Below are 13,894 nucleotides of genomic sequence, written 5' to 3'. Positions count from 1 at the left end.
ACGCGCGCCACTTGTCGACTTAGTGTCCTGTTCAGAAGACTCCAGGGAACAGACACACTGGTAACCCTAAACTTCAACGTTAGGGTTCGGGTCGGTGATACGGACCGTCCCATTCGGCATCAGTCGTCGGATCGTGGCTCGCCCGCGAGATGACGACACGTAACTCGAGGCGAGAGGCCTTCGACGTGGCAGCACCGCAGAACTACCTCGCAGTCATCAAAGTCATCGGTGTCGGCGGCGGTGGTGTCAATGCCATCAACCGGATGATCGAGGTCGGTCTCAAGGGCGTCGAGTTCATCGCCATCAACACCGACGCGCAGGCGCTGTTGATGAGCGACGCCGACGTCAAGCTCGACGTCGGACGCGAACTCACCCGCGGACTCGGCGCCGGAGCCAACCCGGCCGTCGGCCGCAAGGCCGCCGAGGACCACCGCGAGGAGATCGAGGAGGTCCTCAAGGGGGCCGACATGGTCTTCGTGACGGCGGGCGAGGGCGGCGGCACCGGCACCGGCGGCGCACCCGTCGTGGCCAACATCGCCCGCTCGCTCGGCGCCCTCACCATCGGTGTGGTCACGCGCCCGTTCACCTTCGAGGGACGGCGCCGCGCCAACCAGGCCGAGGACGGCATCGCGGAGCTCCGCGAAGAGGTCGACACCCTCATCGTGATCCCGAACGACCGGCTGCTGTCCATCTCCGACCGTCAGGTGTCGGTCCTCGACGCCTTCAAGTCGGCGGACCAGGTGCTGCTCTCCGGTGTGCAGGGCATCACCGACCTCATCACCACCCCCGGTCTGATCAACCTCGACTTCGCCGACGTCAAGTCGGTCATGTCCGAGGCCGGTTCCGCGCTCATGGGCATCGGCTCGGCCCGCGGCGACGACCGCGCGGTGGCGGCGGCCGAGATGGCCATCTCCTCGCCGCTCCTGGAAGCCTCCATCGACGGCGCCCGCGGCGTGCTGCTGTCCATCTCCGGCGGCTCCGACCTCGGTCTGTTCGAGATCAACGAGGCCGCCCAGCTGGTCAGCGAGGCGGCGCACCCCGAGGCCAACATCATCTTCGGCGCCGTGATCGACGACGCCCTCGGCGACGAGGTCCGGGTCACCGTGATCGCCGCCGGCTTCGACGGCGGCCAGCCGCCCGCCAAGCGGGACAACGTGCTCGGCGCGTCGTCGGCCAAGCGCGAGGAGCCGGCCCCGGCCCGCCAGCCGGAGAGCCGGCCGTCCTTCGGCTCGCTCGGCAGTGTCACGCCGAAGGAGGACCCGGAGCCGGTCGTCCCGGAGCCGGTGGCCGACATCCCGCCCGTCCAGCCCCCGGTCCCGCCGTCGCGGACCTACGACAGCGCGGCCGAGGAACTGGACGTACCGGACTTCCTGAAGTGATAGGACGGCGCGAGAGCGTGAGCGGCGCGCACTTCGCCTTCACCGACCGGTGGGGCGGGGTGAGCGCCGCTCCGTATGAGGCACTCAACCTGGGCGGAGCCGTCGGCGACGACCCCGGCGCCGTGGGCACCAACCGTGAGCTGGCCGCCAAGTCGCTCGGCGTGGACCCGGCCCGCGTGGTCTGGATGAACCAGGTGCACGGGGCCGACGCCGCCGTCGTCGACGCGCCATGGGGCGACCGCCCGGTCCCGGAGACCGACGCGATCGTCACCGCTCGGCGCGGACTCGCCCTCGCGGTGCTCACCGCCGACTGCGTGCCGGTGCTGCTGGCCGATCCCGTCGCCGGGGTGGTGGCGGCGGCCCACGCGGGCCGGCCCGGCATGACCGCCGGAATCGTGCCCGCGTCCGTACGGGCCATGACCGGACTCGGCGCCGACCCCGCGCGGATCGTCGCCCGCACCGGACCCGCCGTCTGCGGACGGTGCTACGAGGTGCCCGAGGCGATGCGCGACGAGGTGGCCGCCGCCGAACCGGCGGCGCACGCCACGACGAGCTGGGGCACCCCGGCGGTCGACGTGGCGGCGGGGGTGCACGCCCAGCTCGAACGGCTGGGGGTCCGCGACCGGGAGCAGTCGCCGGTGTGCACGCTGGAGTCGGCGGATCACTTCTCGTACCGCCGCGACCGCACCACCGGGCGGCTCGCGGGCTATGTGTGGCTGGACTGATGGGACATGACGGAGCGCAAGGGCGAACTCGCCACGAACCTGGCGAAAGTGGAGGAGCGGATCGCCGCCGCGTGCGCCGCAGCCGGACGCGCGCGCGAGGAGGTGACCCTCGTGGTGGTCACCAAGACCTACCCGGCCACCGATGTGCGCATCCTGGCGGAGCTCGGTGTGCGGCATGTCGCCGAGAACCGTGACCAGGACGCCGCCCCCAAGGCGGCCGCGTGCGCGGACCTGCCGCTCACCTGGCACTTCGTGGGGCAACTTCAGACCAACAAGGTGCGCTCGGTGGTCGGTTATGCCGACTTCGTGCACTCGGTCGACCGGGCCCGGCTGGTGACGTCCCTCTCCAAGGAGGCGGTGCGGGCCGGGCGCGAGGTCGGCTGCCTGGTCCAGGTGGCGCTCGACGCCGGGGCGAGCGGCCGCGGTGAGCGCGGGGGCGTGGCGCCCGCCGGGGTCGCGGAGTTGGCCGGTCTGATCGCCGGGGCCGAAGGGCTGCGGCCGGCCGGGCTGATGACCGTCGCCCCGCTCACCGGGGAGTACGCCGGTCGTGAACAGGCGGCGTTCGAGCGGTTGATGGATTTGTCGACGGACCTGCGCCGGGACCATCCGGCTGCGAACATGGTCTCGGCGGGGATGAGTGCGGACCTCGAACAGGCCGTGGCCGCCGGAGCGACACATGTGCGCGTCGGCAGTGCGGTACTCGGAGTCCGCCCCAGGCTCGGGTAACGTCGCCAAGAAGTCGGACCACAGCAGAAAATATGGTCAGTTCCGCCGAACAGCGGACGTAAGACCTTGTGGATCGCGGGCACTTGGCGGTCGTCAGCGGATCCACCACAGAGCGGAGGACTCGGAGCATGGCCGGCGCGATGCGCAAGATGGCGGTCTACCTCGGCCTCGTGGAGGACGATGGGTACGACGGCCGCGGATTCGACCCAGACGACGACTTTGAACCCGAACTCGACCCGGAGCCCGAGCGGGACCACCGGCGGCACGAGCCGTCGCACCAGCCTCACGGCTCACATCAGCCCCAAAGGGACGAAGAGGTACGAGTCGTACACCCTCCCGCGCTGCGCGAACCGGTCGCCCGTGCCGCCGCGCTCCCCGCGGAATCGCCACGTCCGGCGCGGATCGCGCCCGTGGCATCCATCACACAAGAGCGCGCAAGCCTGGAGAAGAACGCACCGGTGATCATGCCCAAGGTCGTGTCGGAACGAGAGCCTTACCGGATCACCACGCTTCACCCCCGGACCTACAACGAGGCCCGTACCATCGGGGAACACTTCCGTGAGGGCACGCCGGTGATCATGAATCTCACTGAGATGGATGACACGGATGCGAAGCGACTTGTCGACTTTGCGGCCGGTTTGGTGTTTGGTCTTCACGGCAGCATCGAGCGGGTGACGCAGAAGGTGTTCCTGTTGTCGCCTGCTAACGTCGATGTCACGGCGGAGGACAAGGCCCGCATCGCAGAGGGCGGGTTCTTCAACCAGAGCTGAGACGCAGGACCGGACAGAGCAGTGCACAGGGGAGAGGGAAAAGCAGGCCATGAGCGTGTTCGCGCAGGTGATCTACATCGCGCTGATGGTGTTCCTCATCGTGCTCATCTTCCGGTTGGTCATGGACTACGTGTTCCAGTTCGCCCGCTCGTGGCAACCCGGCAAGGCGATGGTGGTCGTCCTGGAGGCCACCTACACTGTCACCGATCCACCGCTGAAGCTTCTGCGGCGGTTCATCCCGCCGCTGCGTCTCGGGGGCGTGGCGCTCGACCTGTCCTTCTTCGTACTGATGATCATCGTCTACATCCTGATCTCGATCGTGGGCAATCTCGCGAGGTGACTGTGGACGATACGGTCTTGCCGACTGCCGATGACTACGTTGAGGTGAAGAGATGCCGTTGACCCCCGAGGACGTGCGGAACAAGCAGTTCACGACCGTCCGCCTCCGAGAAGGCTATGACGAGGACGAGGTCGATGCCTTCCTCGACGAGGTCGAAGCCGAACTGACGCGCCTGCTCCGCGAGAACGAGGACCTGCGCGCCAAACTGGCCGCGGCCACGCGTGCCGCGGCGCAGAACCAGCAGAACATGCGCAAGCCTCCCGAGCAGCAGGACCAGCAGCAACAGCAGGGTCCGCCTCCCGGCATGCCCCAGCAGGGCATGCGAGGTCCCGGCGCTCCGGTGCCCGCCGGCATATCGGGCCCGCCGCAGCAGCAGATGGGTGGCCCCATGGGTGGTCCGCCCCAGCTGCCGAGCGGTGCTCCTCAGCTGCCCGCCGGCCCCGGCGGACAGGGCGGCCCGCAGGGTCCCGGCCCCATGGGCCAGGGTCCCGGGCCGATGGGCCAGGGCGGCCCGATGGGCCAGGGCGGCCCGATGCAGGGGCAGATGGGCCACGGCGGCCCGATGGGCGGCCCCATGGGTGGCCCTCCCGGTCTTCCCGGCCAGCAGGGCGGCCCCGGCGGCGACAGCGCCGCGCGTGTGCTGTCGCTGGCCCAGCAGACCGCCGACCAGGCGATCGCGGAGGCTCGTTCCGAGGCCAACAAGATCGTGGGCGAGGCGCGTTCGCGTGCCGAGGGCCTCGAGCGTGACGCCCGTGCCAAGGCCGACGCCCTGGAGCGGGACGCGCAGGAGAAGCACCGCGTCGCGATGGGCTCCCTGGAGTCCGCCCGCGCCACGCTGGAGCGCAAGGTCGAGGACCTGCGCGGCTTCGAGCGCGAGTACCGCACGCGGCTGAAGTCCTACCTGGAGTCGCAGCTGCGTCAGCTGGAGACCCAGGCGGACGACTCGCTCGCCCCGCCGCGCCAGCCCGCCGGCGCCGCTCCGTCGCTGCCGCCGTCCCCGGCGCCCTCGATGGCTCCGGCCGGTGCCGGTGCGCCGTCCTACGGCTCCAACCCGGGCATGGGTGGTGGCCCCGGCGGCCCGTCCGGCCCGTCGTACGGCGGCCAGCAGCAGATGCAGCCGGCGATGACGCAGCCCATGGCGCCGGTTCGCCCGCAGGGCCCCGGTCCGATGGGTCAGGCGCCCTCGCCGATGCGCGGCTTCCTGATCGACGAGGACGACAACTGACGGCCCCATGGCCATGAGTACGGCGTAGCAGTCGGCAGCGTTCAGGGCGGGGCCCCGGGTTCACCAACCCGGGGCCCCGCCCTTTCGCTACGCGTGTTCACGGAGTATGCGCCGTTTGTTCGGACCTGGGTGCGGTGTCCGGCGTACGCAACGCCGAAGGCCCGGGCCGGCCAGGACTGTTCCTGGCCGGCCCGGGCCTCGTGTCCGTGAGGCGGGTGCCCCTACGCCTTGCGCAGGCGGAACGTCAGGGACAGGCCCTCGTCGGTGAACGGGGTGCCGTAGGTGTCGTCCGCCTCGCCCCGGGCGAAGTCCGTCGCCAGCACCTCGTCGGCGATCAGCCCCGTGTGCTCCGCCAGCGCGGCGTCCGTCGCCGGATCCGCCGACGTCCAGCGCAGGGCGATCCGGTCCGCCACGTCGAGGCCGCTGTTCTTGCGGGCCTCCTGGATCAGCCGGATCGCGTCACGGGCCAGGCCCGCGCGGCGCAGTTCCTCGGTGATCTCCAGGTCGAGGGCGACCGTGGCGCCGGCGTCGGACGCCACCGACCAGCCCTCGCGGGGCGTCTCCGTGACGATCACCTCGTCGGGAGCGAGGGTGACCGTCTCGCCGTCGACCTCCACCGAGGCCGTGCCCTCGCGCAGCGCCAGGGACAGCGCGGCGGCGTCCGCGTTCGCGACCGCCTTGGCGACGTCCTGGACGCGCTTGCCGAACCGCTTGCCGAGCGCACGGAAGTTGGCCTTGGCCGTGGTGTCCACCAGCGAGCCGCCCACCTCGGACAGCGACGCCAGCGACTCGACGTTCAGCTCCTCGGTGATCTGTGCGCGCAGTTCGGCGTCGAGGCGGTCGAAGCCGCCCGCGGCGATCAGCGCCCGCTTCAGCGGCTGGCGGGTCTTCACCCCGGACTCCGCGCGGGTGGCCCGGCCCAGCTCCACGAGACGGCGCACCAGCGTCATCTGCCGCGACAGCTCCGGGTCGACCGCCGACGGGTCCGCCTCGGGCCAGGAGGACAGGTGCACCGACTCCGGCGCGCCCGGCGTGACCGGGACGACGAGGTCCTGCCAGACCCGCTCGGTGATGAACGGGGTCAGCGGGGCCATCAGCTTGGTGACCGTCTCCACGACCTCGTGCAGGGTGCGCAGCGCGGCCTTGTCGCCCTGCCAGAAGCGGCGGCGCGAGCGGCGCACGTACCAGTTGGACAGGTCGTCGACGAAAGCGGACAGCAGCTTGCCGGCGCGCTGGGTGTCGTAGCCTTCCAGCGCCTCGGTGACCTGGCCGGTGAGCGCGTGCAGTTCGGACAGCAGCCAGCGGTCGAGCACGGGACGGTCGGCGGGGGCCGGGTCGGCCGCGCTCGGCGCCCAGTTCGACGTACGGGCGTACAGGGCCTGGAAGGCGACCGTGTTCCAGTACGTCAGCAGTGTCTTGCGGACGACCTCCTGGATGGTGCCGTGGCCCACCCTGCGGGCCGCCCACGGGGAACCGCCGGCCGCCATGAACCAGCGGACCGCGTCGGCGCCGTGCTGGTCCATCAGCGGGATCGGCTGCAGGATGTTGCCCAGGTGCTTGGACATCTTGCGGCCGTCCTCGGCGAGGATGTGCCCGAGGCAGACGACGTTCTCGTAGGAGGACTTGTCGAAGACCAGCGTGCCGATGGCCATCAGCGTGTAGAACCAGCCGCGGGTCTGGTCGATGGCCTCGCAGATGAACTGCGCCGGGTAGCGGGCCTCGAACAGCTCCTTGTTCCTGTACGGGTAGCCCCACTGCGCGAACGGCATCGAACCCGAGTCGTACCAGGCGTCGATGACCTCGGGCACGCGGGTGGCCGTCGCACCGCAGCCGTCCTGCGGGCAGGCGAAGGTGACCTCGTCGATGTACGGGCGGTGCGGGTCCAGGTCCGACTGGTCGGTGCCGGTCAGCCCGGTGAGTTCCGCGCGGGAACCGACGACCGTGAGGTGGTCCTGCTCGCATCGCCAGATCGGCAGCGGGGTGCCCCAGTAGCGGTTGCGGGAGAGCGCCCAGTCGATGTTGTTGTTCAGCCAGTCGCCGTAGCGGCCGTGCTTGACCGTGTCCGGGAACCAGTTGGTGTTCTCGTTCTCCCGCAGCAGTTCGTCCTTGACGGCCGTGGTGCGGATGTACCAGGACGGCTGCGCGTAGTAGAGCAGCGCGGTGTGGCAGCGCCAGCAGTGCGGGTAGCTGTGCTCGTAGGGGACGTGCCTGAAGAGCAGGCCGCGCTCGTCGAGGTCCGCGGTGAGCCTCTCGTCGGCCTTCTTGAAGAAGACGCCGCCGACGAGGGGCACGTCCTCCTCGAAGGCGCCGTCGGGGCGGACGGGGTTGACCACGGGCAGGCCGTAGGAGCGGCAGACCTTGAGGTCGTCCTCACCGAAGGCGGGGGACTGGTGGACCAGACCCGTGCCGTCCTCGGTGGTGACGTACTCGGCGTTCACCACGTAGTGCGCCGGCTCCGGGAACTCCACCAGCTCGAAGGGGCGCCGGTACGTCCAGCGCTCCATCTCGGCGCCGGTGAAGGACTCGCCGGTGGCCTGCCAGCCCTCACCGAGGGCCTTGGCGAGCAGTGGCTCGGCGACGACCAGCTTCTCCTCACCGTTCGTCGCGACGACGTAGGTCACCTCGGGGTGCGCGGCGACGGCCGTGTTGGACACCAGGGTCCACGGCGTGGTCGTCCACACCAGGAGGGCGGCCTCGCCGGCCAGCGGGCCGGAGGTGAGGGGGAAGCGGACGAAGACGGACGGGTCGACGACCGTCTCGTAGCCCTGCGCCAGCTCGTGGTCGGACAGGCCGGTGCCGCAGCGCGGGCACCAGGGGGCGACCCGGTGGTCCTGGACCAGCAGGCCCTTGCCGAAGATCTCCTTCAGCGACCACCAGACGGAGTCGACGTACTCCGGGTCCATGGTCCGGTAGGCGTCGTCGAGGTCGACCCAGTAGCCCATGCGGGTCGTCAGCTCGCTGAAGGCGTCGGTGTGCCGGGTCACCGACTCGCGGCACCGGGCGTTGAACTCGGCGATGCCGTACGCCTCGATGTCCTGCTTGCCGGAGAAGCCGAGCTCCTTCTCCACCGCCAGCTCCACCGGCAGGCCGTGGCAGTCCCAGCCGGCCTTGCGGGCCACGTGATAACCGCGCATGGTGCGGAAGCGGGGGAAGACGTCCTTGAAGACGCGGGCCTCGATGTGGTGGGCGCCGGGCATGCCGTTGGCGGTGGGCGGACCCTCGTAGAACACCCATTCGGGGCGTCCCTCGGACTGCTCCAGGCTCTTGGCGAAGATCTTCTGCTCGCGCCAGAAGTCGAGCACCGCGTGCTCGAGGGCGGGCAGGTCGACCTGGGCGGGTACCTGGCGGTACGTCGGCGATGTCATCAGCGGGCTTCCTCCGGCGGACTTGCTGCCTTCCGTCCGGAGGGACGAGAGCTGTCGTGATCCTCTGCGCCGCCGTCGGCGCGCTCCCGCGGTACCACCCTCCTTGGCTCCCCGGCGCGCCGCACGCTCCGGTGAGCCCCCTCATTGGGGTCGCGATGCCGGTTCTACTCGCCGCGGTCACGGCTTTCCTCCGGCGGCTCCGGGGTGATCTTCGCGTCGCGCTCACCCCCGGGCTCACACCGTCCCCGGGTCGCTCTGGGCTGCGTACGCCGCTACTCGTCCCCATCCACGCTTTTCGCTCCGCCCAGTGTACGGCGCGGCGCGGACGGCGGCCGACCGGATTTCCACCGGGCCTGAAAGGCGGTGTGCCCCGAATGGCGAGGTATGCCCGCTCACCTCCCGGGACGTGCTCCCGGGTGGCATACCCGGCGGGGAGCTGGGCACAACGCATGCAGGCTCCCCGCGCGGCGTGCGCGGGGCGGGGGAATCGGGCGGTGCGCCCCGTTGCCGCGGGACCCGGGTCGATTTATCGTCCCAGCACGATTCGCGCGCAAGATCACCCTATGTGAAGGGGTCGCGGCCATGGTGGCGAAGAAGACCGCGCGGGGTGCGGCGCAGGCGGAGCCGGCCCCGGAGAAGACCCCGCCGGCCGGGAGGACCACCGCCCGGAAGCGTCCGCCCGCCGCGGAGGCGTCCGGCGAGCGGACGGCGACGGCGCAGCCGCCGCCCCGGACGCCGCCGGCGAAGAAGACGGCGGGCGGGAAGGCGGCCCGGGTGCCGAAGAAGGCGGCGCCCGCCGGGAAGCGGGTCTCCGGGAAGGCGCCCGCCGCGGGGACGGGGGAGCGCGAGGGCGCTGCCGGGACCAGTGGGTCCACTCAGGATGTGGCCGGGCACAGCGCGGCCGATGACGCGGGCGCGGCCGAGGCCGCGGCGCAGACGGGAGTGACGACAGTGGGTGCGAAGAAGACCCCTGGTCCGGCGGCCACGGCGGAGAAGACCGCCGTGCCCAAGGCCCGGTTCGCGGCGGTGGAGCCGGGCGAGCTCGCGGTGCGTCCCGGCGAGGAGCCCTGGACGACCCAAGAGGTCGAGGAGGCACGGACCGAGCTGATGAACGAGGTGCTGAGGCTGCGCGAGGAGATCACCGCCTCCGAACAGGCGCTGGCCGGTCTGATGCGTGACTCCGGCGACGGCGCGGGTGACGACGACGCCGACACCGGTACCAAGAACATCACCCGCGAGCACGAACTCGCGCTCGCCGCGAACGCGCGCGAGATGCTCAGCCAGTTCGAGCGCGCCCTCCAGCGCCTCGACGCCGGCACCTACGGCCTGTGCGAGAACTGCGGCAACCCCATCGGAAAGGCCCGTATGCAGGCCTTTCCGCGGGCCACCCTGTGCGTGGAGTGCAAGCAGAAGCAGGAGCGCCGGTACTGATCGGCGGGCGTGCGGGGCGTGCCGTACCCTCGTCCTCAGTCAGGTACCTAGGCTGAGGGACTCACGTGGCAGAGGCGGAGCGCATCATCGGTACGCCGGACATCCCGGACGCGGACCGGGACGGGCACGACCGGGACGAGCAGGACCGGGACGGGACCGGGCGGCCCGGCGCCGACGGGACGGCGGCGGACGCCGAGCAGTCCGGCACCGACGCAGCGGCGGCGGACACCGAGCGGCCCCGCGGCAAGCGGCGGATCGCCGTGCTGTTCGCCGTCGCCGCCTTCGCCTACGCCCTCGACCTGATCAGCAAGATGATCGTGGTCGCCAAGCTGGAGCACCACGAGCCGATCGAGATCGTCGGCGACTGGCTGCGGTTCGAGGCGATCCGCAACGCGGGCGCGGCCTTCGGCTTCGGCGAGGCCTTCACCGTGATCTTCACGGTGATCGCGGCGGCCGTGATCGTCGTGATCATCCGCCTCGCCCGCAAGCTCTACAGCCTGCCCTGGGCGCTCGCCCTCGGCCTGCTGCTCGGCGGCGCCCTCGGCAACCTCACCGACCGGATCTTCCGCTCGCCGGGCGTCTTCGAGGGCGCGGTCGTCGACTTCATCGCGCCCAAGCACTTCGCGGTGTTCAACCTGGCGGACTCGGCGATCGTCTGCGGCGGCATCCTGATCGTGCTGCTGTCGTTCCGGGGCCTCGACCCGGACGGCACCGTCCACAAGGACTGAGCCCCCGGCCTTCCGAAGGACCGAGGCCCCGGCCTCCCGAAGTGCTGAGGCCCCGGCCTCCCGTGCGGGAGTGCCGGGGCCGTCCGGCATACTCGACGGGTGAGCACGATTCCCGAGATCCGTACCCTGCCCGTGCCCGACGGCCTGGAGGGCGAGCGCGTCGACGCCGCCATCTCCCGCATGTTCGGCTTCTCCCGCACCAAGGCGGCCGAGCTCGCCGCGGCAGGGAAGGTCACGGTCGACGGATCGGTGGTCGGCAAGTCCGAGCGGGTCAGCGGCGGCGCGTGGCTCGAGGTGGAGATGCCGGGAGCCCCCGCGCCGGTGCAGGTCGTCGCCGAGCCCGTCGAGGGCATGGAGATCGTGCACGACGACGACGACGTCGTGGTGATCGTCAAGCCGGTCGGAGTCGCCGCGCACCCCTCGCCGGGGTGGACCGGCCCGACCGTGATCGGCGGCCTCGCCGCCGCCGGCTACCGCATCTCGACCTCCGGCGCCGCCGAGCGCCAGGGCATCGTGCACCGCCTCGACGTCGGCACCTCCGGCCTGATGGTGGTCGCCAAGTCCGAGCGCGCCTACACGTCACTGAAGCGCCAGTTCAAGGAGCGCACGGTCGACAAGCGCTACCACACGCTCGTCCAGGGCCATCCCGACCCCACCAGCGGCACCATCGACGCCCCCATCGGCCGCCACCCGCAGCACGACTACAAGTGGGCGGTGACCGCCGACGGCAAGGCGTCCGTCACCCACTACGACCTCATCGAGGCCTTCCGCGCCGCGTCCCTGCTCGACGTCAAGCTGGAGACAGGGCGCACCCACCAGATCCGCGTGCACATGGCCGCCCACCGGCACCCCTGCGTCGGCGACCTGACCTACGGCGCCGACCCCACGCTCGCCAAGCGGCTGCGCCTGACCCGCCAGTGGCTGCACGCCGTGCGGCTCGGCTTCGAGCACCCCGGTGACGGACAGTGGGCGGAGTTCTCCTGCGACTACCCCGAGGACCTGCAAAAGGCCCTGGACCAGGTCCGCGAGGAGACCTACGCGTGAGCACCCCCTACGTCGTCCGGGTCGCACGGGAGCCCGCCGACCGCGAGGCGTGCTTCGCGGTCCGCAAGGACGTCTTCGTCGCCGAGCAGGGCGTCCCCGAGGACATCGAGTACGACGCCCACGACGCCGGCGCGGTGCACGTGCTGGCGGTCGCCGGGGACGGCACCCCGCTCGGCACCGGACGACTGCTGCACGGCGCCGCCGCAGCGGCGAAGAACGGCGGCGACCCGGCCGTCGGCTCCCTGGGCCGGCTCGCGGTGACGCGCCGGGCGCGGGGCCTGGGCGTCGGCGCGGCACTGGTGCGGGCCATCGAGGAGGCGGCCCGCGAGCAGGGCCTCGCCGCCGTCGACCTGCACGCGCAGACCCACGCCCTGGGTTTCTACGAGCGCCTGGGGTACGAGGCCTACGGACCGGAGTTCCCGGACGCCGGAATGCCGCACCGGGCCATGCGGCGCGCCTTGTAGCCCGGGACGACGAACGCCCTGGTGAGGGCGGTCGGCGTGGCAGTCTGGAGTCCGCCGGCCGATCGTCGACCCCCTGGGAGCGCTGACCGTGGAGCAGTTGGCCCTGCTGTTCGCCCTGCTGGTCGGGGCGGTGGTGAGCGTCCCCGTCGGGGAGCGGCTGCGGCTGCCGGCGCCGGTGCTGATGACGGTCCTCGGGATCGCCTTGGCGCTGCTGGAGTTCGTTCCCGACGTCGACGTCCCGCCGGAACTGATCCTCCCGCTGCTGCTGCCGCCCCTGCTCTACGCCGCGGTGCGCCGCACCTCCTGGCGCCAGTTCGCCGCGAACGTCCGGCCGATCCTGCTGCTGGCCGTGGCGCTGGTCTTCGTCACCACCCTGTGCGTGGCCGTCGTCGCGCACGCGATCGTGCCGGGGCTGCCGCTGGCCGCCGCCGTCGCCCTCGGCGCGCTGGTCGCGCCGCCCGACCCGGTCGCGGCGACCGCCGTCGCCGGGAAGCTGGGGCTGCCCCGCCGGCTGGTGTCGATCCTGGAGGGCGAAGGGCTGTTCAACGACGTCACCGCCATCGTCCTCTACCACGTGGCGATCGCCGCCGCGGTGAGCGGCACCTTCTCGCCCTGGCGGGCCGGTCTCGACCTGGTGCTGTCGGCCGTGGTGGCGATCGCGGTCGGGCTCGTACTCGGCTGGGGCACCAACAAGGCGATGAGCGCCCTCGGCGACCCGACCCTCCAGGTGGCCCTGACCCTGCTCGTCCCGTTCGCCTCCTACGTCCTGGCCGAGGAACTGCACGGCTCGGGAGTCCTCGGGGTGCTCGTCACCGCGCTGTTCCTGGCGGAGTACGCCACCGACGCCGACGACGTCATGGCCCGGCTCGCCGGGCACACCTTCTGGGACATCGTGGACACCCTGGCCACCGGTGTCGCGTTCGGGCTGGTCGGCCTGGAACTGCACAACGCGGTCGACACCGCGGCCGGCCACTGGGGCGAGCTGCTCACCTGGGCGGGAGCGGTCGTCGGCGTGGTTGTCCTCGTGCGGCTGGCGTGGCTGCTGCCGGCCACCTGGCTGACGAAGCGGCTGCACACGTCGCGGGACGTCGGTGAGGACATCCCGGTGAGCTGGCGCGAGACCGTGGTGATGTGGTGGTCGGGGATGCGCGGGGTCGCCTCCGTCGCGCTGGCCCTGGCCGTTCCGCTGGAGACCGAGGGCGGCCAGGCATTCCCCGCGCGGGGCGAGATCGTCTTCATCGCGTTCGGCGTGGTGCTGGCGACGCTGCTGGTGCAGGGACTGAGCCTGACGTGGCTGGTGAACCGGCTGGGCGTACGGGGCGACACCGAACACGAGAGGGAGTTCGAGCGGCGCCTGGCCCTCCGGGCGGCGAAGGCCGCCAAGCGCAGGCTGCGGGAGATCGAACAGGTCGAGGAGCTGCCGGAGGAACTCTCCGAGCAGATGCTGCGCCGGTCGTTCGACATCGGGCTGCGGATCAGCCCGGACATCGCCGAGGACGAGCGGCGCGAGGCCTACCGGCAGCGGGCGCTGCGGCTGAGGCGGGTGCGGCGGATCGAGGGGGAGATGCTCAGTGCCGCCCGGCACGAGGTGCTGACGGCGCGCGGCGAAGCGGGCGCCGATCCCGAGGTGGTGGACCGGGTACTGCGCCATCTGGACGTGCGCAGTCTGCGGTGAGTGCCGTCGGCGGCCGGTTGTC

General features: G+C 71.5%; 12 protein-coding genes. 11 read left to right on the top strand and 1 reads right to left on the bottom strand.

Features of this window, described 5'->3' with window-relative positions; translation table 11 throughout:
* Window positions 1-185: 185 nt before the first annotated feature.
* The 6 genes from ftsZ (at window position 186) to ACZ6A9_RS05885 (ending at window position 5,165) form a co-directional block, all read left to right on the top strand.
* A complete protein-coding gene (ftsZ, locus tag ACZ6A9_RS05910) occupies window positions 186-1,379 on the top strand; it encodes a cell division protein FtsZ (protein ID WP_468979106.1) in 1,194 nt (397 codons plus the stop codon).
* Window positions 1,376-2,104 (top strand): peptidoglycan editing factor PgeF, encoded by a 729-nt coding sequence (pgeF, locus tag ACZ6A9_RS05905; protein ID WP_468979102.1) that lies wholly within the window; start codon window positions 1,376-1,378, stop codon window positions 2,102-2,104. The genes ftsZ and pgeF overlap by 4 nt, the downstream gene beginning before the upstream one ends.
* A 6-nt stretch (window positions 2,105-2,110) precedes the next feature.
* Window positions 2,111-2,830, top strand: a complete 720-nt coding sequence (locus tag ACZ6A9_RS05900) for a YggS family pyridoxal phosphate-dependent enzyme (protein ID WP_468979099.1) — start codon at window positions 2,111-2,113, stop codon at window positions 2,828-2,830.
* A 128-nt stretch (window positions 2,831-2,958) separates the two neighbouring features.
* A complete protein-coding gene (locus tag ACZ6A9_RS05895) occupies window positions 2,959-3,600 on the top strand; it encodes a cell division protein SepF (RefSeq protein WP_468979097.1) in 642 nt (213 codons plus the stop codon).
* A gap of 49 nt (window positions 3,601-3,649) precedes the next feature.
* Window positions 3,650-3,940: a YggT family protein gene (locus tag ACZ6A9_RS05890; protein ID WP_004932337.1), complete on the top strand. Its 291-nt coding sequence runs from the start codon at window positions 3,650-3,652 to the stop codon at window positions 3,938-3,940.
* A gap of 52 nt (window positions 3,941-3,992) precedes the next feature.
* A complete protein-coding gene (locus tag ACZ6A9_RS05885) occupies window positions 3,993-5,165 on the top strand; it encodes a DivIVA domain-containing protein (protein ID WP_468979094.1) in 1,173 nt (390 codons plus the stop codon).
* Window positions 5,166-5,386: 221 nt separating this feature from the next.
* Here ACZ6A9_RS05885 and ileS read toward each other — a convergent pair whose 3' ends face one another.
* Complete coding sequence (gene ileS / locus ACZ6A9_RS05880) at window positions 5,387-8,530, bottom strand: isoleucine--tRNA ligase (protein WP_468979091.1); 3,144 nt, start codon at window positions 8,528-8,530, stop codon at window positions 5,387-5,389.
* 582 nt (window positions 8,531-9,112) lie between these two features.
* Between ileS and ACZ6A9_RS05875 the strand changes: the two genes are divergently transcribed.
* From ACZ6A9_RS05875 to ACZ6A9_RS05855, 5 genes are all read left to right on the top strand, one after another.
* Window positions 9,113-9,961 carry a TraR/DksA family transcriptional regulator gene (locus ACZ6A9_RS05875; RefSeq protein ID WP_468979088.1) on the top strand — a complete coding sequence of 283 codons (849 nt, stop codon included), beginning with the start codon at window positions 9,113-9,115 and terminating at the stop codon, window positions 9,959-9,961.
* Window positions 9,962-10,026: 65 nt separating this feature from the next.
* On the top strand, window positions 10,027-10,689 hold the full coding sequence (gene lspA, locus ACZ6A9_RS05870; RefSeq protein WP_468979085.1) for a signal peptidase II: 663 nt from the start codon (window positions 10,027-10,029) through the stop codon (window positions 10,687-10,689).
* 99 nt (window positions 10,690-10,788) lie between these two features.
* Complete coding sequence (locus tag ACZ6A9_RS05865; RefSeq protein WP_468979082.1) at window positions 10,789-11,733, top strand: RluA family pseudouridine synthase; 945 nt, start codon at window positions 10,789-10,791, stop codon at window positions 11,731-11,733.
* Window positions 11,730-12,197 carry a GNAT family N-acetyltransferase gene (locus ACZ6A9_RS05860; RefSeq protein ID WP_468979078.1) on the top strand — a complete coding sequence of 156 codons (468 nt, stop codon included), beginning with the start codon at window positions 11,730-11,732 and terminating at the stop codon, window positions 12,195-12,197. The genes ACZ6A9_RS05865 and ACZ6A9_RS05860 overlap by 4 nt, the downstream gene beginning before the upstream one ends.
* Window positions 12,198-12,279: 82 nt before the next feature.
* Window positions 12,280-13,872, top strand: a complete 1,593-nt coding sequence (locus ACZ6A9_RS05855) for a Na+/H+ antiporter (protein ID WP_468980644.1) — start codon at window positions 12,280-12,282, stop codon at window positions 13,870-13,872.
* Window positions 13,873-13,894 lie beyond the last annotated feature (22 nt).

This window comes from Streptomyces sp. NPDC041124, assembly GCF_055592385.1.
This window is presented reverse-complemented; position numbering and strand designations above follow the sequence as displayed.

Excerpts from the sequence above, each read along its gene's own strand:
- ACZ6A9_RS05900 (WP_468979099.1), top strand. The coding sequence starts at position 2,111 with ATGACGGAGCGCAAGGGCGAACTCGCCACGAACCTGGCGAAAGTGGAG.
- ACZ6A9_RS05895 (WP_468979097.1), top strand. The coding sequence starts at position 2,959 with ATGGCCGGCGCGATGCGCAAGATGGCGGTCTACCTCGGCCTCGTGGAG.
- ACZ6A9_RS05890 (WP_004932337.1), top strand. The coding sequence starts at position 3,650 with ATGAGCGTGTTCGCGCAGGTGATCTACATCGCGCTGATGGTGTTCCTC.
- ACZ6A9_RS05885 (WP_468979094.1), top strand. The coding sequence starts at position 3,993 with ATGCCGTTGACCCCCGAGGACGTGCGGAACAAGCAGTTCACGACCGTC.
- ileS (WP_468979091.1), bottom strand. The coding sequence starts at position 8,530 with ATGACATCGCCGACGTACCGCCAGGTACCCGCCCAGGTCGACCTGCCC.
- ACZ6A9_RS05875 (WP_468979088.1), top strand. The coding sequence starts at position 9,113 with ATGGTGGCGAAGAAGACCGCGCGGGGTGCGGCGCAGGCGGAGCCGGCC.